The organism is Arthrobacter sp. TB 23 (assembly GCF_000294595.1).
Classification (GTDB): Bacteria; Actinomycetota; Actinomycetes; order Actinomycetales; family Micrococcaceae; genus Arthrobacter_D.
Genome location: NZ_ALPM01000083.1, coordinates 1 through 17,329 on the forward strand (window position 1 = coordinate 1; position 17,329 = coordinate 17,329).

Here is a 17,329-nt window from a genome sequence, read left to right on the forward strand (position 1 = left end):
TTTTTGGTTACAACTTGAACAGTATATACCTGTATTGTGTTGTGTTTTTTGGTTCCTGTTGTTGGTTGGGAACCGCATAGTGGACGAAAGCAGCATATCTTTACACCATCCTTGGTGTGAACGTCTTTTGATGCCGTTCACGGGTGGTGTGTGTGGTGTAAGTTATCGGCTTATTAGTACCGGTCAGCTTCACAAGTCGTTAGTCCTTGCTTCCACGTCCGGCCTATCAACCCAGTGGTCTGGCTGGGGGCCTCTCACACAAATGTGTATGGAAATCTCATCTCGAAGCAGGCTTCCCGCTTAGATGCTTTCAGCGGTTATCCCATCCGAACGTAGCTAATCAGCGGTGCACTTGGCAGTACAACTGACACACCAGAGGTTCGTCCGTCCCGGTCCTCTCGTACTAAGGACAGCCCTTCTCAAATTTCCTGCGCGCGCAGCGGATAGGGACCGAACTGTCTCACGACGTTCTAAACCCAGCTCGCGTACCGCTTTAATGGGCGAACAGCCCAACCCTTGGGACCTACTCCAGCCCCAGGATGCGACGAGCCGACATCGAGGTGCCAAACCATGCCGTCGATATGGACTCTTGGGCAAGATCAGCCTGTTATCCCCGAGGTACCTTTTATCCGTTGAGCGACGGCCATTCCACAATGTACCGCCGGATCACTAGTCCCGACTTTCGTCCCTGCTTGAGATGTCTCTCTCACAGTCAAGCTCCCTTGTGCACTTACACTCGACACCTGATTGCCAACCAGGCTGAGGGAACCTTTGGGCGCCTCCGTTACTTTTTAGGAGGCAACCGCCCCAGTTAAACTACCCATCAGGCACTGTCCCTGACCCGGATTACGGGCCGAAGTTAGATATCCAGTATGACCAGAGTGGTATTTCAACGATGACTCCCCCTGAACTAGCGTCCAGGGTTCACAGTCTCCCACCTATCCTACACAAGCCACACCGAACACCAATACCAAACTATAGTGAAGGTCTCGGGGTCTTTCCGTCCTGCTGCGCGTAACGAGCATCTTTACTCGTAGTGCAATTTCGCCGAGCTTATGGTTGAGACAGCGGGGAAGTCGTTACTCCATTCGTGCAGGTCGGAACTTACCCGACAAGGAATTTCGCTACCTTAGGATGGTTATAGTTACCACCGCCGTTTACTGGGGCTTAAATTCCCAGCTTCGCACCCCGAAGGGCACTAACCGGTCCTCTTAACCTTCCAGCACCGGGCAGGAGTCAGTCCGTATACATCGTCTTGCGACTTCGCACGGACCTGTGTTTTTAGTAAACAGTCGCTTCCCCCTGGTCTCTGCGGCCCCACAACGCTCACAACAGCAAGTGTTGGTCACGGGTGAGGCCCCCCTTCTCCCGAAGTTACGGGGGCATTTTGCCGAGTTCCTTAACCATAATTCTCTCGATCGCCTTAGTATTCTCTACCTGATCACCTGTGTCGGTTTGGGGTACGGGCGGCTAAAACCTCGCGCCGATGCTTTTCTAGGCAGCATAGGATCACCGGATCCCCGCATAACGGGGCCCATCGGGTCTCAGAGACGGTATCCAAACCAGGACCACGGATTTGCCTATGGTCCCTCCTACATCCTTAGACCGGGGCAACCATCGCCCGGCCCGGCTACCTTCCTGCGTCACACCTGTTAATACGCTTACCTCCCAGGATCAGGTCCCGCGCTCCACCAAAAACCACGTCACCCCGAAGGGTGGGCAGTCAGGTATTGGGCGGTTAGTATCCCCTGCTCAGTATGGGCGGTTTTTCGCCGGTACGGGAATATCAACCCGTTGTCCATCGACTACGCCTGTCGGCCTCGCCTTAGGTCCCGACTTACCCAGGGCAGATTAGCTTGACCCTGGAACCCTTGATCATTCGGCGGACGGGTTTCTCACCCGTCTTTCGCTACTCATGCCTGCATTCTCACTCGTGTAGGCTCCACCGCTGGTTTACACCGCGACTTCACCGCCCACACGACGCTCCCCTACCACTCCAGACGCCTGAACTCAGGAGAACAAGTCTCCGGCTTAGCTAATATCTGAAATCCACAACTTCGGCGGTGTACTTGAGCCCCGCTACATTGTCGGCGCGGAATCACTTGACCAGTGAGCTATTACGCACTCTTTCAAGGATGGCTGCTTCTAAGCCAACCTCCTGGTTGTCTTCGCAACTCCACATCCTTTCCCACTTAGCACACGCTTAGGGGCCTTAGTTGGTGGTCTGGGCTGTTTCCCTCTCGACTATGAAGCTTATCCCCCACAGTCTCACTGCTGCGCTCTCACTTACCGGCATTCGGAGTTTGGCTGACGTCAGTAACCTTGTAGGGCCCATTAGCCATCCAGTAGCTCTACCTCCGGTAAGAAACACGCAACGCTGCACCTAAATGCATTTCGGGGAGAACCAGCTATCACGAAGTTTGATTGGCCTTTCACCCCTACCCACAGCTCATCCCCTCCATTTTCAACTGAAGTGGGTTCGGTCCTCCACGACGTCTTACCGTCGCTTCAACCTGGCCATGGGTAGATCACTTCGCTTCGGGTCTAGATCACGCCACTCACTCGCCCTATTCAGACTCGCTTTCGCTACGGCTTCCCCACACGGGTTAACCTCGCGACGTAACACTAACTCGCAGGCTCATTCTTCAAAAGGCACGCCATCACACCACCACCCCCGAAAGGATGGCAACGCTCTGACGGATTGTAGGCACACGGTTTCAGGTACTGTTTCACTCCCCTCCCGGGGTACTTTTCACCTTTCCCTCACGGTACTTGTCCGCTATCGGTCATCAAGGAGTATTTAGGCTTACCAGGTGGTCCTGGCAGATTCGCACGGGATTTCTCGGGCCCCGTACTACTTGGGATACTCTCCAAACGGCAGCACGCATTACGGTTACGGGACTTACACCCTCTCCGGCCGGCCTTTCAAGACCGTTCACCTATACGCCTGCACTCATTTCACTGATCCGGCAGAATCAGAACGGAAAGTCCCGCAACCCCAGTGATGCAACGCCCGCCGGCTATCACACACCACTGGTTTAGCCTCATCCGCGTTCGCTCGCCACTACTAACGGAATCACTATTGTTTTCTCTTCCTGTGGGTACTGAGATGTTTCACTTCCCCACGTTCCCTCCACGCACCCTATGTGTTCAGATGCGGGTCACCCGGTCCATCGCTGGCCAGGCGGGGTTTCCCCATTCGGAAATCCTGGGCTCACAGTCCGGTTATCGACTCCCCCAGGCTTATCGCAGATTCCCACGTCCTTCTTCGGCTCTTGATGCCAAGGCATCCACCGTGTGCCCTTAAAAACTTGACCACAAAAGATCAAAAAACATATCGAGAAAACCATGGCATCAAACTAAAAGTCTGAAACCAAGATTTTTTGAAATTGCTTCTTATTTTTAAGATGCTCTCGTCCACTATGCAGTTCTCAACCAACAACCCCACACCACCAACCAAAACCCCCAAACACGAGGATCCCGCTGCCATGGCAGGGAAAAACCAGAAACCCCAGCACCCCAACCCCCACAAACAACACCCCACCAACCCGACACGCCACAACGACGCACCAAACCAGCAGAACACTTGTCCACGACAATCAGAGCCCTGTTATTTCAGGACCCAACAGTGTGCCATACGATAACCCAATCACCACCAACCAGAACCATTTCCACACCACCAAAAGGCGATCGTACTCTGCAACCAGCCAGCGCCACCAGGCACCTATCCATTGATATTCCACCCTTGAGCAGCCCACCGCGGAACAAACGCCCGCGCAATAGGCCATACTCCTACGAACCCCACACCAACCACACAGGATCGGCGCGTCATTCGAGGTGCTCCTTAGAAAGGAGGTGATCCAGCCGCACCTTCCGGTACGGCTACCTTGTTACGACTTAGTCCCAATCGCCGGTCCCACCTTCGACAGCTCCCTCCCCACAAGGGGGTTAGGCCACCGGCTTCGGGTGTTACCAACTTTCGTGACTTGACGGGCGGTGTGTACAAGGCCCGGGAACGTATTCACCGCAGCGTTGCTGATCTGCGATTACTAGCGACTCCGACTTCATGAGGTCGAGTTGCAGACCTCAATCCGAACTGAGACCGGCTTTTTGGGATTAGCTCCACCTCACAGTATCGCAACCCTTTGTACCGGCCATTGTAGCATGCGTGAAGCCCAAGACATAAGGGGCATGATGATTTGACGTCGTCCCCACCTTCCTCCGAGTTGACCCCGGCAGTCTCCTATGAGTCCCCGCCATAACGCGCTGGCAACATAGAACGAGGGTTGCGCTCGTTGCGGGACTTAACCCAACATCTCACGACACGAGCTGACGACAACCATGCACCACCTGTAAACCGGCCGCAAGCGGCCAACACATCTCTGCGCTGTTCCAGTTCATGTCAAGCCTTGGTAAGGTTCTTCGCGTTGCATCGAATTAATCCGCATGCTCCGCCGCTTGTGCGGGCCCCCGTCAATTCCTTTGAGTTTTAGCCTTGCGGCCGTACTCCCCAGGCGGGGCACTTAATGCGTTAGCTACGGCGCGGAAAACGTGGAATGTCCCCCACACCTAGTGCCCAACGTTTACGGCATGGACTACCAGGGTATCTAATCCTGTTCGCTCCCCATGCTTTCGCTCCTCAGCGTCAGTTAATGCCCAGAGACCTGCCTTCGCCATCGGTGTTCCTCCTGATATCTGCGCATTTCACCGCTACACCAGGAATTCCAGTCTCCCCTACATCACTCTAGTCTGCCCGTACCCACCGCAGATCCGGAGTTAAGCCCCGGACTTTCACGGCAGACGCGACAAACCGCCTACGAGCTCTTTACGCCCAATAATTCCGGATAACGCTTGCGCCCTACGTATTACCGCGGCTGCTGGCACGTAGTTAGCCGGCGCTTCTTCTGCAGGTACCGTCACTTTCGCTTCTTCCCTACTGAAAGAGGTTTACAACCCGAAGGCCTTCATCCCCCACGCGGCGTCGCTGCATCAGGCTTGCGCCCATTGTGCAATATTCCCCACTGCTGCCTCCCGTAGGAGTCTGGGCCGTGTCTCAGTCCCAGTGTGGCCGTCCACCCTCTCAGGCCGGCTACCCGTCGTCGCCTTGGTAGGCCATTACCCCACCAACAAGCTGATAGGCCGCGAGTCCATCCAAAACCGCAATAAAGCTTTCCACCAACATGGCATGCGCCAGAAGGTCATATCCAGTATTAGACCCGGTTTCCCAGGCTTATCCCAGAGTCAAGGGCAGGTTACTCACGTGTTACTCACCCGTTCGCCACTAATCCCCCAGCAAGCTGGGATCATCGTTCGACTTGCATGTGTTAAGCACGCCGCCAGCGTTCATCCTGAGCCAGGATCAAACTCTCCGTAAATGCATTACAGACACGCACCCACCACCAGGAAAAACCAGTAAACAGGCACGCGCAAAATTCGAAACCAGCCAAAAACAACCACACAACACCACCGAGGTAGCATCATGCAGCCAAATTCAACCAATCAATAAAACAATCGGTATCAACAAACATGGCACACTATTGAGTTCTCAAATAACAGGCGCAATTCGTATTATCTGTAAATAATCTTTCTATTTACATTTCCTCGCTGCGACTTATCTAAAGTTATTCCATCCGCATTCTCTTTGTCAAATCCGCGTTATTTCCGGATTTCGGCAAAAACAACCGAATGAGCCGACGAAAAGTTGAGGTAATTCTGGCTTCTGTGCAAAGCACACGCCGGAGCTACCTGTAAATTTTCGAAGGGGGTGGTTGCCACTCAGTGGCGGCAACTCATGAAACATTACACGTGGATCTGGGTGCACGCAAATCGTCCTGCTGCACGCCTGAACCAGGTGGTTTAGGCGGGTGCGACGTCCACAGTAGCGAGCGTCCGTTTGCCCCGGCGAAGGACCAGGTACCGCCCATGCAGGAGCGACTCGGGGCCCACAACAGTGTCAGGATCCTGGACTTTGGTGTTGTTCACGTAGGCACCCCCTTCCGAGACGGTGCGTCGTGCGGCTGAGTTACTTGCCGACAGCCCGCTGGCCACCAACAGATCAATAATCCCCAGACCAGCAGTCGACACAGTGGCAGTGGGTAACTCGGCAATTGCAGACGACAGGGTGGTCTCGTCGAGTTCCGACAGTTCACCCTGACCGAAAAGCGCTGCGGACGCGGCAATGACCTTCTCTGTTGCGTCCACGCCATGCACCAACGAGTTCACCTCGAAGGCAAGCGCGCGTTGCGCCTCCCGCAAGTGCGGCCGTTCGTCGGCAGCGCGGCCCAACGCTTCGATTTCCTCACGGGATTTGAACGTGAACACCTTCAGCCTTCCCACCACATCAGCGTCGGCGGTGTTGAGCCAGAACTGGTAAAAGGCGTACGGGCTGGTCAGCTGGGCATCGATCCAGATGGCGTTGCCCTCGCTCTTGCCGAACTTGGTGCCATCCGAGTTGGTAATCAGCGGCGTCCCGATAGCGTGGACGCTCTTCCCCTCGGCACGCCTGATCAGGTCCGTGCCGCTGGTCAGGTTGCCCCACTGGTCTGAGCCGCCCGTCTGCAGGGTGCAACCGTAGCTGCGGTAGAGCTCCAGGAAATCCAGGCCCTGCAGAATCTGGTAGCTGAACTCGGTGTAGCTGATCCCGGCGTCGGAATTCAGCCGCGCACTGACGGCGTCCTTGGCGAGCATGGTGCCCACCCGGTAGTGCTTCCCGATTTCACGCAGGAAATCAATAGCACTCAGGGGTGCCGTCCAGTCGAGGTTGTTGACCATCCGGGCAGGATTGGACCCGGTGAAATCGAGGTATTTCTCGACCTGTCCCCGCAGCTTCTCGACCCACTCCGCCACCGTTTCAGGAGTGTTGAGTGTCCGTTCGGAGGTGGGTCGCGGGTCACCGATCAAACCGGTGGACCCCCCAACCAGGCCGAGCGCACGATGGCCGGCGAGCTGTAGCCGGCGCATGGTGAGGAGCTGCACCAGGTGTCCGAGGTGCAGGCTCGGTGCAGTCGGGTCGAAACCACAGTAGAAAGTCACCGGGTCCCCCGCAAGGGCTTTTTCGAGCGCTTCCTCGTCGGTGGACACATGAATCAGTCCACGCCACTTCAGTTCCTGCCACACATTGGCGAAAGCTGGGTCGTTGCGCTGGGCGTTCAGGAGTTCGGCGAGGCCGTGGTCTGTGGTTTCTATTTGCTGGGACACAGACTCTAAATTATCAGTCCTCGATGCCCGCCGGTATTTCGCCCGTGGCAATCAGGCGCAGTCGCTGGGTAGGTCGCGTCATCGACACGTACAGGTCGCCGACACGGATGGACCGTGGGTCGAGCATTTCCGCTGGTTCCAGCACCACGACGCCGTCGAACTCCAGCCCCTTCGCCTCCCGGGGACTCGTGACCACAATGTCCTGACCCATGCTGCCCGCACCGAAGCCGATCCGCTGACCGTAGACTCCGGTCAGAGCGGACCGCACCTCCGCCAGGAGCCGCTCGGGGGCAATGATGGCGAGCAACCCGCCCTCCACCGCACTGAGTTCTTCGGGAAGAGCCTGCAGGAGCGCCGGAATCAGTTCAGGAACCCGGTCCACGATCGGGGCCCACCGGCCTTCTCGGACAGCCTTGGGTGCCGAGACCACCAGGCCCGCGGCATTGGCCATCCGGGCCGCCGCCTCGGCAATCTGCGCCGGTGTGCGGTAGTTGACGGTGAGCTCTTCGAGCTGCCACCGCTCCCCCACGAACGGTTCAAGCGCCTGCTGCCATGAATTGGAGCCCGCGGCCGAACTGGTCTGGGCAATATCACCCACAATGGTGAACGATTTCAGGGGGCAGCGGCGCATCAGCACCCGCCACTGCATGGGGGATAGTTCCTGGGCCTCGTCGACCACAATGTGGCCAAACGCCCATGTCCGGTCGACTGAGGCGCGTTCAGCTGCGCTCAGCCGGGCTTCGGTGACTGCATTGTGGTCCGCAAGGTCTTCAGCGCTGAGCACACCATCGACCCCTGAATCCGCGAGCGACTCGTTGACATTCTCGAGGGTTCGTTCGGCGTTTGCCAGGTCGCGGCGACGCTCCTGGTCCCGGGCCGCTGTGTCCCGACCCGCTGAGGGATCGAGGTCGCCGAGCAGTTCGGCTGCCTCGTCCAGCAACGCCACGTCGGCTTCGGTCCACGGTGCACCTGCTGGTCGGGTGAGGTGGCCCACCTCCGCGTCGCTGAAGCTAGGGGCTGCAGCGGCAAGGATGCCGGGCTTGGTCAATAGTTCAGCGACGAATTTCTCTGGGGTCAGCGGCATCCAGGCCAGGTTCAACGCGATCCGGACGTCGCGCGAACTGCGCACGTCTTCTGCCAGGTAGGACCGGTCAGCGGTATTGCCGGCGCCCGACGATTCCTCAAGCTGCTCGGTGAGTTGTTCGGTCAGCTCGCGCAGGAGGATCTTGACGAACGTCACCCGGGCTTCGTTATGGGGTTTCCCGGTGGCCCGGGCGCGGTCGCGTGCCTTGCGCACCTGCCGGGGGGGAAGGGTCAGGATGGTTCCCTCGACATTGAGACGCTTGTCCTGGTCGGGGACCCGTTGGCGGTTCGCCAGGGCTCGCTTCAGCACCTCGATCATCTCCAGACGGCCCTTGATCTCTGCTGCTTCCTCGGTGGGCTCCTGAATGGCAGTGATGCCGGGCATCAGGCTGCCGATGCTCGCCATCACCACGCCGGTTTCACCCAGCGACGGGAGCACCCGCTCAATGTATTTCATGAACGCGTTGGTGGGTCCCACCAGGAGGACGCCAGCCGACTTCAGCCGTTCACGGTGCGTGTAGAGCAGGTAGGCGGCGCGGTGGAGCGCAACAGCTGTCTTGCCGGTTCCCGGGCCACCCTGTACGACGACGACGCCCTGCAGCGGCGCCCGAATCACCCGGTCCTGTTCGGCCTGGATGGTTCCGACGATGTCGGACATTTGTCCGGTGCGCTTGGAATTGAGGGCGGCGAGCAGCGCACCCTCACCCTGGAGTGAATCATCTTCGGTCAGGAGGGCTGCATCCAGCACATCATCTTCAATGGCAAGGACGTTCCGTCGGGACAGAATCAGGTGACGACGACGACGAACGCCCATCCGCTCGAAAGCGGTCGCCTGGTAGAAGGTACCGGCTTCGGGTGCACGCCAGTCGACCATCAGCTGTTGCAGGTCCTCGGTGGACAACCCGATCCTGCCGATGTACCGCTCATCCCCGTCGTCAAGGTCCAGCCGGCCAAAGACGAGCCGGTCGTCGACGGCGTTGAGCTGGGCCAGCCGATCCTCGTACATCGTGGCGAAAGCGTCGCGTTCGGACCGGTTCTGGTGGGAGCCGGCCGACAGGGAACGGCGCACCTCTGCCAGCTGCCCGCGCTTCTCGTCACGGAGTTCATCGAGCCGTTGGTAGAGTCCCGCCACGTAGCCGCGCTCATGGTCGAGTTCGTTACGGGCCGTGGATGTGTGATGCATTATGCGTTTCCCTCTCGCCAAAGGCAGACCGTCAATTCTACAGTGCAGCTGGCACTTTTGGCATGATCGGTGAATCCTATGAGGCCACCACCCTGTGCACTGGGTACTGCTGGACTTTCAGCCGTCCCTGCAACCCGGTGAGTTCCAGGACCACCGCGCAACCGACAACCTCGGCTCCGCACGATTCGAACAGGGCGGTCGCCGCGGCCAGGGTGCCCCCGGTGGCCAGCACGTCGTCGAGCACCAGCACCCGCGTCCCCGGGGCGACGTCGTCCTGATGGATCTCCAGCTTTGCCTCCCCATACTCGAGGCTGTAGGACTCGGAGAGGACCGGCCGGGGCAGCTTTCCGGGTTTGCGGACCGCCAGCACTCCGGTGCCGGTCGCGTAGGCGACGGCGGCGGCCAGCAGGAATCCGCGTGCCTCAATCCCTGCGACGAGGTCGAAGGTGCCGGTGAAGGGTTTGACCAGGTCATCGATGACGGCACGGAATGCGGGTCCATCGCTAAACACCGGGGTGAGATCGCGGAAGCTGATTCCCGGCCGGGGAAAGTCCTGAACGGTCAGGCAGAGTTGTTCAACATAGTCCTGAGCTGTCGTCCCGGAGATTGTGGGCACTGAATTATTCACCCGTTAACTGTACGGGGTATACGGGGCTTCGCCGCGCGGTACCGCGACACGGTGGGGTCGTCGGTGAGCCAGTACCGCCAGGGATATTCACTGCCCCCGCCCACGCCGGCGACTCCGACGCGGGGGCCACTCGACACGAGGTCCGGGTCCACCGGTGCCGCAGGCAGGGCCAGGGTGAGGGGCGCCGCAAACAGGTCGGCGCCGTCAAGTTTCCGGTTCAGACCAAGCGCCTGAGCCAGGCGGGCTGGTCCGCGGGCCAGGTCGACGTCGTGTCGTGGAGACTTCCGCCGTTCCCGGGCAACATCGAGCCCCTCGACGATTTCCCCTGCCCGCAGCAGCAACCCGGTTGCCTGACCTGCCTCGCCGCAGACCACATTGGCGCAGTAGTGCATACCGTAGGTGAAGTAGACATAGAGGTGGCCGGGGTTACCGAACATGGTGGTGTTCCGGGCCGTCTGTCCGCGGAACGCGTGCGATCCCGGGTCGTCGGCACCAAGATAGGCCTCCACCTCGGTAATGCGGACGGCAACGCGGCCGGTGTCGTCGTCGTGGGTCAGGGTGCTCCCCAGCAGCAGGGGCGCAACCTGGGTGGCGGGCAGGGCCAGGCGGTTTCTGTCGGGGGTCGCAGTCACGCACACGACGGTAGCAAACCCTGCAGCCACCCCACCCACGCTGATGTCCGATTTCCGCTAGCTCAGGGGCGGTTCAACCTGCAACGATGGGTGGATGGACTTCTGGCAGCAGTATCGGGCAATCGACTCGCGGGACGCGCGTTTTGACGGCCAGTTCGTCACAGCTGTGGCGACAACGAGAATTTACTGCCGGCCGTCATGCCCAGCGAGAACCCCCAAGCCCGCCAATGTGCGGTTCTACCAGACCTCGGCGGCCGCGCACCAGGCCGGGTACCGTGCCTGCAAACGGTGTCTCCCAGAGGCGGTCCCGGGCACCCCGGACTGGAACCTGCGCTCCGATGCTGCGGCCCGCGCCATGCGGCTGATCTCCGATGGAGAGGTGGACCGGACCGGCGTCACGGGACTGGCAGCGCGGCTGGGTTATTCAAGCCGTCAGTTGAACCGGATCCTGCATCAGGAGTTGGGCGCCGGCCCACTCGCCCTCGCCCGTGCCACCCGCGCCCAGACCGCACGGTCACTGCTCACGGCTACCGGCTTGAAGTTTTCGGACATTGCCTTCGCCGCCGGGTTCAGCAGTATCAGGTCCTTCAATGACACCGTGCAGGAAGTGTTTGCGCTCACCCCCTCCGATCTTCGCGGCCGCGCGAAAGCCGCCGGCGACAACACCCCCGGCCGCCCGGCTGGTACCACCCCGGCTGGTTCAACCCTGGCGCTGACCCTCCCCCTCCGCGCCCCCTACGACCCCGGCATCTTCGAGTTCCTGCGGCTCCGAGCGGTCGACGGCGTGGAGCACGCAACCGATGGGGTGTACGAGCGGTTGCTGCAGCTGCCGGGAGGACAGGGCAGGTTCAGCGCACGCCTGACCACGGCGCCCAGTGGCGTGCCTGCGCTGGCTGTGACAGTGACCGTGGAGAAGTTGCCCGACCTGCCGGTGTTGTTGTCCCGGATTCGCCGGCTATTCGACCTCGACGCCGACCCGCAAGCCGTCGACGGCGTCCTGGGCGCCGACCCGCTGCTCGCCGACCGGGTGCGCCTCCTTCCCGGGATCCGGCTGCCCGGGGCCACCGACCCCCACGAGATTCTGATCCGCGCGCTCATCGGTCAGCAAATCTCTGTCAAAGCCGCCCGGGGCACGCTGCACCGGCTCGCGGCGCTCGGTACCGCGTCGACGCTGGTCCCCCAACCGGGCGCCAGCACGCTCCACCGGCTCTTTCCCACTCCGGCTCAACTAGCCGACGGCGGCGCTGAGCTCCTCACCGGCCCGGCTCGACGTCGTGAAAGTATTCTGCGGGTCAGCGCAGCCCTCGCCGAGGGGAGTCTGCACCTTGGGGTGGAGGACAGTGTCGCGGACCTGAAACGCAAACTCCTCCCACTTCCGGGCATTGGGCCCTGGACCGTCGGCTATGTGGCGCTGCGCGTGCTCGGTGCCCCCGATATCCAGCTGGACAATGACGCAGCCCTGCGGACCGGTTGGGCCGCCCTCCCGGGACAGACCGGACCGGTCCACCCGCGGCAGCTTTCGGCGTCCATGGAACGCTTCAGCCCCTGGCGCTCCTACGCCACCATGCACCTCTGGCGCCTGGCTGCCAGCCACCCTGCGACCCGCACCCCCAGCCACCCTGCGACCCGCAACCCCGCAACCCCCGCAACCCCACCAGTGAAAGCAGCAACCCCATGACCCTCGATGCCCCCACCGTGGTCCGGCAAACCACAGTCCTCACCCCTGACGGTCCGTTCACCATCCTGGAGCAGGGCGGCGTTGTGCTCGCGTCTGGCTGGACCTCGGAGTTGGCGGAACTGACCGGGCAAATCCATCCGACACTCCGTCCCACCGACCCACCACGTGAGGTGGCTCCCGCCGAGCTTGGGCCCATCGCTGCGGCAGTCGACGCGTACTACGACGGCGACATTACGGCGATCGACTCGGTGAGAGTGCAACAGGTGTCGGGACCGTTCCGCAGCCATGCGTGGGACATGTTGCGCACTGTTGAGCCGGGCCGGCCGGTCACCTACGCGCAGTACGCCACGCTGGCGGGCAATGCCGGCGCGGTGCGCGCGGCAGCCGGCGCCTGCGCCAAGAACGCTGCGGCGCTCTTTGTACCGTGTCATCGGGTGATCCGCACCGATGGCTCCCTCGGCGGCTTCCGGTGGGGGTTGGCGGTCAAGACCAGCCTGTTGGCTCGCGAGGCGGCTCACTCAGCGGCGGTGTTGGCCCGGTAGAAGTCCTCAAGCACTCGCAGTTTACGGACGCTGATGTGAGGGGTATCGCCGTCGATATCCACTCCCACCGCATCAAGATGGGCATGCCAGCGGGCCATCAGTGCTGCGGTCTCGGTGGGGTCTTCCACCACATGTCTGACGGTGACAATGGTGGAAGAGCCGGCGGCCGTGAAGTCCACCTCCGCCTGCTCGACCCGCGGCTGCTGCGACGGATCCGCGGTCACCGCGTCCTTCACCCTGGGCAGGGTCGCCTCGAAGCGTCGATCGAAGTGGATCATGGTGACCCCGTCGGCGATCTCCAGTTCACCCATCGTGTGGGAGAGCTGGTATTTGGTGGCGTACGCGTCCCGTAACGCAGCCCAGTCCGCATCCGGGCCGGGCGTCCTGCCGGCAGCGATGGCGTCGAGGGTGTCCAGGATGAGTTGCCAGCCGGCAGCACCCTCGGTGAGGAAATCTGCGGTTTCCGATCGGACCCGCAACTGCAGCAGGGCACCGCCGGCGCAGTCAAGAACCCGCCATTCCAGGATTGATTCGAGCCCCATGTTGTCGTCCCAGGTGACCTGGAGGCTGGTGGGCGGGTTGAGTTGAAGAACAGTGCCGGTGGACGGGTCGCCGCCCATATCCAGCGCATATTCCTTTCCGAGTTCCCAGCCAGGTGTCAGCTTCCCAAGCCACTGGGCGAGCCGTGCTGGTTCGGTGAGAAGGTTCCAGATGTAGGAGCGCGGGTAATCGAACTGCCGGTCGAACGCCAGCACATACCCGTCCCTCAACCGTTCAACACGGCCCAGCGGCTCGGCACGGTGGGACGCCGATTCGCGCTGCAACTCGCCGGTGAGTTGGGATTCCATGCTGCCTCCTGGGACAGGATGCTCCCAACCTACAGCAGGCACCTACCGTTCCGGAAGGGTGTTACTGGGGCGAGACCGCTGCCGGCCAGGGTCCCAGCTCCGGCAGGTCAACTGTGTCGGCGTCTTCGGCCGCATCAGTGGCTTCCAGACCACCGACGGGTTCGCGACCCGCAAGCCACGCGGCGATGTCCTGCAATGCGCCGGTCACGACGACGGTGTGGGCGGCCTCCGAGGTGTCGTCGGAACCGGGCGCCTGGACTGTGATCGCTTCCTCGCCCATCGGCTGCAGCTTCAGGACAGTTCCCTGTGGGACGCGGGCTGCAAGGAAATCGATGAGGTAATGGCAGAAGCGGTCGCTCCAATCCCGGGTGGTGGTGCCGGCATCGAGGTCGGACGCGTGGATCACCAGCTCCCGCCACAGCGCCAGGGCCGCGTCGTAGACAGTCCCATTCCGGAAGGAGACTTTTGCCTCCCACTGGTCGCGGGCGTTCTCGAACGCGCCGACGGCGGCGTCAACCGCCGCCACCAGTGCTTCCTTCTGCTCGGCGGCCGGGCGCTGGGCCCTGGCCTCGATGGCCTGGACCCGGCCCTCGTACCCGCCGTCGTACAGCTCGATCAGGTTGCCCTGCGTCGCATGCTCGACCTGCCGCTGCATGGCGCGCGAGATTCCCTCCGCGTGCGCGACCACGTGGGCCCGCGACCAGCCGGGCAACGCGGTAGGTTCGCCGAACGAACTGTCGTCGATCCCCTTCACTGTGGCCTTCAGGTCCTCACCGGCAACGGCGAGCCCGGCTGATACTTCGCGGATGAGATGCTCAATCACTGTGGGTCCTTATCGTCTGGCCCGGTCAACGGGCGGCTGCACTAGATCCTGTCTTAGAGCGTACCCCGCACGTCAGTCAGGAAGCTGGCAACGCCTGCCAGCTCCTGCCGGAGGGCCTGCAGCTGGCGCTGCACCGCCACCGGGGCCGTGCCACCCTGGGAGTCTCGGCTGTTCAGGGAACCCTCGACCGTGAGGACCTCGCGGACACCCGGGGTGAGGTGCTGCGAAATGGACGCATAATCCGCGTCACTGAGGTCCCACAGCTCCACGCCACGGCCCTCGGCCAGCCGGACGGCTGCACCGGAGAGTTCGTGGGCTTCCCGGAAGGGGACCCCCTGCCGGACCAGCCATTCGGCTACGTCGGTCGCCAACGCGAAACCCTGGGGTGCGAGGGACGCCATCCGTTCGGTGTTGAACGTCAACGTGGCGATCATGCCGGAGACTGCTGGGAGCAGCACTTCCAGCGTGTCGGTCGCGTCGAAGACCGGTTCCTTGTCCTCCTGGAGGTCACGGTTGTAGGCCAGCGGCAGCCCTTTGAGGGTGGCGAGCAGCCCCGTGAGGTTGCCGATCAGGCGGCCCGCTTTGCCCCGCGCCAGTTCAGCGACGTCGGGGTTCTTCTTCTGCGGCATGATCGATGACCCGGTGGAATAGGAGTCATGCAGGGTGACGAAGGAGAACTCCTTCGTGGCCCACAGGATCACCTCTTCGCTGATCCGGGACAGGTCCACCCCGATCATTGAGGCGATCCACGCGAACTCGGCGTAGACATCCCGCGCCGCCGTCCCGTCGATCGAGTTGTGGGTCGCCGAGGCGAAACCCAGCTCCGCCGCGACAGCCTGCGGGTCCAGCCCCAGCGAGGATCCCGCGAGGGCGCCGGAGCCATAGGGCGACACGGCCGCCCGTTTGTCCCAGTCCTGTAGCCGCTGCACATCGCGCAGCAGCGCCCAGGCATGGGCGAGCAGGTGATGGCTCAAAAGCACGGGCTGGGCATGCTGCAGGTGGGTGCGGCCCGGCATCGGAACCCTCAGATGGTCCTCGGCCTGTTGTACCAGCGCCTCAATGGTGGCCAGCACCCCGGCCCCGACGATCCGGGCGTGGTCCCGCAGATACATGCGCCCCAGGGTGGCGACCTGGTCATTGCGGGAGCGGCCAGCGCGGAGCTTGCCGCCCAGCTGGACGCCGGCACGTTCGATCAGGCCACGTTCCAGCGACCCGTGCACGTCCTCGTCCGATGCGGCGGGCGTGTACGCGCCGGAGCGGACGTCGTCGTCGAGGGCGTCGAGGGCGGCGAGCATGCCGGTGAGTTCGTCGTCGTCGAGCAGGCCCGCCCGGTGCAGGACCCGGGCGTGCGCCCGGGACCCGGCAATGTCATACACGGCCAGGCGCCAGTCGAAGTGGGTCGACTTGCTCAGGGCGGCCAGCGCGTCGGCGGGTCCGCCGTCGAACCGGCCGCCCCAGAGGGCTCCCTCGTTGGTGGAGGCTCCCGCCATCGCTACTGACCCGCCCGCTCGTCGCGGCCGGAGGCCACCTTGGAGGACAGACCGAAGATCTCGATGAAGCCGCGGGCCATTGACTGGTCGAAGGTGTCGCCGGTGTCATAGGTGGCCAGGTTGAAGTCGTACAGCGAGGTCTCGGACTTGCGGCCGGTGACCGTGGCGCGGCCGCCGTGGAGGTCCATCCGGATGTCCCCGGAAACGTATTTCTGGGTGTCGTCGATGAACGTGTCAAGGGAGCGCTTCAGCGGGGAGAACCACTGGCCGTCGTAGACCAGCTCGGTCCAGCGCTGGCCGACGGTCTTCTTGAACCGGGCCTGCTCGCGTTCCACCGTGACGTTTTCCAGCTCGCGGTGCGCGGCGATCAGGGCCATGGCGCCGGGCGCCTCATAGATTTCGCGGCTCTTGATGCCGACCAGGCGGTCCTCCACGATGTCGATCCGGCCCACGCCCTGGGCGCCGGCACGGCGGTTCAGCTGTTCGATGGCCTGCAGGGGGGTGACTGCAACGCCGTCGATGGCGACGGGGATGCCCTCACGGAAGGTGATGGTCACCTCGTCGGCGGCCGGGGAAAACTCGGGCGAATCGGTGTACTCGTAGACGTCCTTCGACGGGCCGTTCCAGATGTCCTCGAGGAAACCGGTCTCGACGGCGCGACCCCAGACGTTCTGGTCGATCGAGAACGGGTTCTTCTTGGTGGTCTGGATGGGCAGGTTGTGCTCCTCCGCGAAGGTGATGGCCTTGTCCCGGGTCAGGGCCAGGTCACGCACGGGGGCGATGCAGCGCAGGTCCGGGCCGAGGGTCTGGATGCCCACCTCGAAACGCACCTGGTCGTTGCCCTTGCCGGTGCAGCCGTGGGCCACCGTGGTGGCGCCGAATTCACGGGCGGCCGCCACCAGGTGCTTGACGATAACCGGGCGGGAGACCGCCGAGACCAGTGGGTAGGCGTCCATGTACAGGGCGTTGGCCTTCAGTGCTGGCATGCAGTAGTCGTTGGCGAACTCGTCGCGGGCGTCAGCCACGTAGGCTTCGACGGCGCCGCAGTCGAGGGCACGCTGGCGGATCTCCTCCAGGGATTCACCGCCCTGTCCAACGTCGACGGCGACGGCGATGACCTCGGCGCCGGTCGCTTCGGCGATCCAGCCGATGGCTACTGAGGTGTCGAGTCCGCCGGAGTAGGCGAGGACAATGCGTTCAGTCATGGGTTGTGCTCCTAGGGTGT

Annotated in this window: 10 protein-coding genes and 2 rRNA genes; 2 read left to right on the forward strand and 10 right to left on the reverse strand. The window is 62.1% G+C overall.

The features are described 5' to 3' along the window. Positions 1-152: 152 nt before the first annotated feature. The 6 genes from B384_RS0112210 to B384_RS0112235 all read right to left on the reverse strand — a co-directional run bounded on the left by B384_RS0112210 (position 153) and on the right by B384_RS0112235 (position 10,723). Positions 153-3,317, reverse strand: a 23S ribosomal RNA gene (locus B384_RS0112210). Between the two features lie 531 nt (positions 3,318-3,848). Next, a 16S ribosomal RNA gene (locus B384_RS0112215) occupies positions 3,849-5,375 on the reverse strand. The 16S and 23S rRNA genes sit together here, the layout of an rRNA operon. A 481-nt stretch (positions 5,376-5,856) precedes the next feature. Further along, positions 5,857-7,197 carry a tyrosine--tRNA ligase gene (gene tyrS / locus B384_RS0112220; protein ID WP_019483385.1) on the reverse strand — a complete coding sequence of 447 codons (1,341 nt, stop codon included), beginning with the start codon at positions 7,195-7,197 and terminating at the stop codon, positions 5,857-5,859. A gap of 13 nt (positions 7,198-7,210) precedes the next feature. Then, entirely contained in the window at positions 7,211-9,463 is a 2,253-nt protein-coding gene (locus tag B384_RS0112225; protein ID WP_019483386.1) for a HelD family protein, read from the reverse strand. Between the two features lie 76 nt (positions 9,464-9,539). Next, complete coding sequence (locus B384_RS0112230) at positions 9,540-10,091, reverse strand: adenine phosphoribosyltransferase (protein ID WP_237715310.1); 552 nt, start codon at positions 10,089-10,091, stop codon at positions 9,540-9,542. Then, on the reverse strand, positions 10,088-10,723 hold the full coding sequence (locus B384_RS0112235) for a DNA-3-methyladenine glycosylase (RefSeq protein WP_026041157.1): 636 nt from the start codon (positions 10,721-10,723) through the stop codon (positions 10,088-10,090). The genes B384_RS0112230 and B384_RS0112235 overlap by 4 nt, the downstream gene beginning before the upstream one ends. Positions 10,724-10,817: 94 nt before the next feature. Here B384_RS0112235 and B384_RS18810 point away from each other — a divergent pair, with 94 nt between their 5' ends. After that, positions 10,818-12,401 (forward strand): AlkA N-terminal domain-containing protein, encoded by a 1,584-nt coding sequence (locus B384_RS18810; protein ID WP_050994979.1) that lies wholly within the window; start codon positions 10,818-10,820, stop codon positions 12,399-12,401. Continuing rightward, positions 12,398-12,943: a methylated-DNA--[protein]-cysteine S-methyltransferase gene (locus tag B384_RS0112245; RefSeq protein WP_019483390.1), complete on the forward strand. Its 546-nt coding sequence runs from the start codon at positions 12,398-12,400 to the stop codon at positions 12,941-12,943. The genes B384_RS18810 and B384_RS0112245 overlap by 4 nt, the downstream gene beginning before the upstream one ends. Here B384_RS0112245 and B384_RS0112250 read toward each other — a convergent pair. The 4 genes from B384_RS0112250 to B384_RS0112265 form a co-directional block, all read right to left on the reverse strand. Next, positions 12,916-13,791 (reverse strand): SRPBCC domain-containing protein, encoded by an 876-nt coding sequence (locus tag B384_RS0112250; RefSeq protein ID WP_019483391.1) that lies wholly within the window; start codon positions 13,789-13,791, stop codon positions 12,916-12,918. The two genes, B384_RS0112245 and B384_RS0112250, sit on opposite strands and share 28 nt — an antisense overlap. 61 nt (positions 13,792-13,852) lie before the next feature. Further along, the gene (locus B384_RS0112255; protein WP_019483392.1) at positions 13,853-14,614 is read right to left on the reverse strand and encodes a maleylpyruvate isomerase family mycothiol-dependent enzyme; all 762 of its coding nucleotides are present in this window, start codon (positions 14,612-14,614) and stop codon (positions 13,853-13,855) included. 53 nt (positions 14,615-14,667) lie between these two features. Then, positions 14,668-16,104 (reverse strand): argininosuccinate lyase, encoded by a 1,437-nt coding sequence (argH, locus tag B384_RS0112260; protein ID WP_019483393.1) that lies wholly within the window; start codon positions 16,102-16,104, stop codon positions 14,668-14,670. Between the two features lie 2 nt (positions 16,105-16,106). Further along, a complete protein-coding gene (locus B384_RS0112265) occupies positions 16,107-17,309 on the reverse strand; it encodes an argininosuccinate synthase (protein WP_019483394.1) in 1,203 nt (400 codons plus the stop codon). Positions 17,310-17,329: the final 20 nt, after the last annotated feature.

Coding starts and splice junctions, on each gene's coding strand:
- argH (WP_019483393.1), bottom strand. CDS start 16,104: ATGGCGGGAGCCTCCACCAACGAGGGAGCCCTCTGGGGCGGCCGGTTC.
- B384_RS0112265 (WP_019483394.1), bottom strand. CDS start 17,309: ATGACTGAACGCATTGTCCTCGCCTACTCCGGCGGACTCGACACCTCA.
- B384_RS0112250 (WP_019483391.1), bottom strand. CDS start 13,791: ATGGAATCCCAACTCACCGGCGAGTTGCAGCGCGAATCGGCGTCCCAC.
- B384_RS18810 (WP_050994979.1), top strand. CDS start 10,818: ATGGACTTCTGGCAGCAGTATCGGGCAATCGACTCGCGGGACGCGCGT.
- B384_RS0112225 (WP_019483386.1), bottom strand. CDS start 9,463: ATGCATCACACATCCACGGCCCGTAACGAACTCGACCATGAGCGCGGC.
- B384_RS0112245 (WP_019483390.1), top strand. CDS start 12,398: ATGACCCTCGATGCCCCCACCGTGGTCCGGCAAACCACAGTCCTCACC.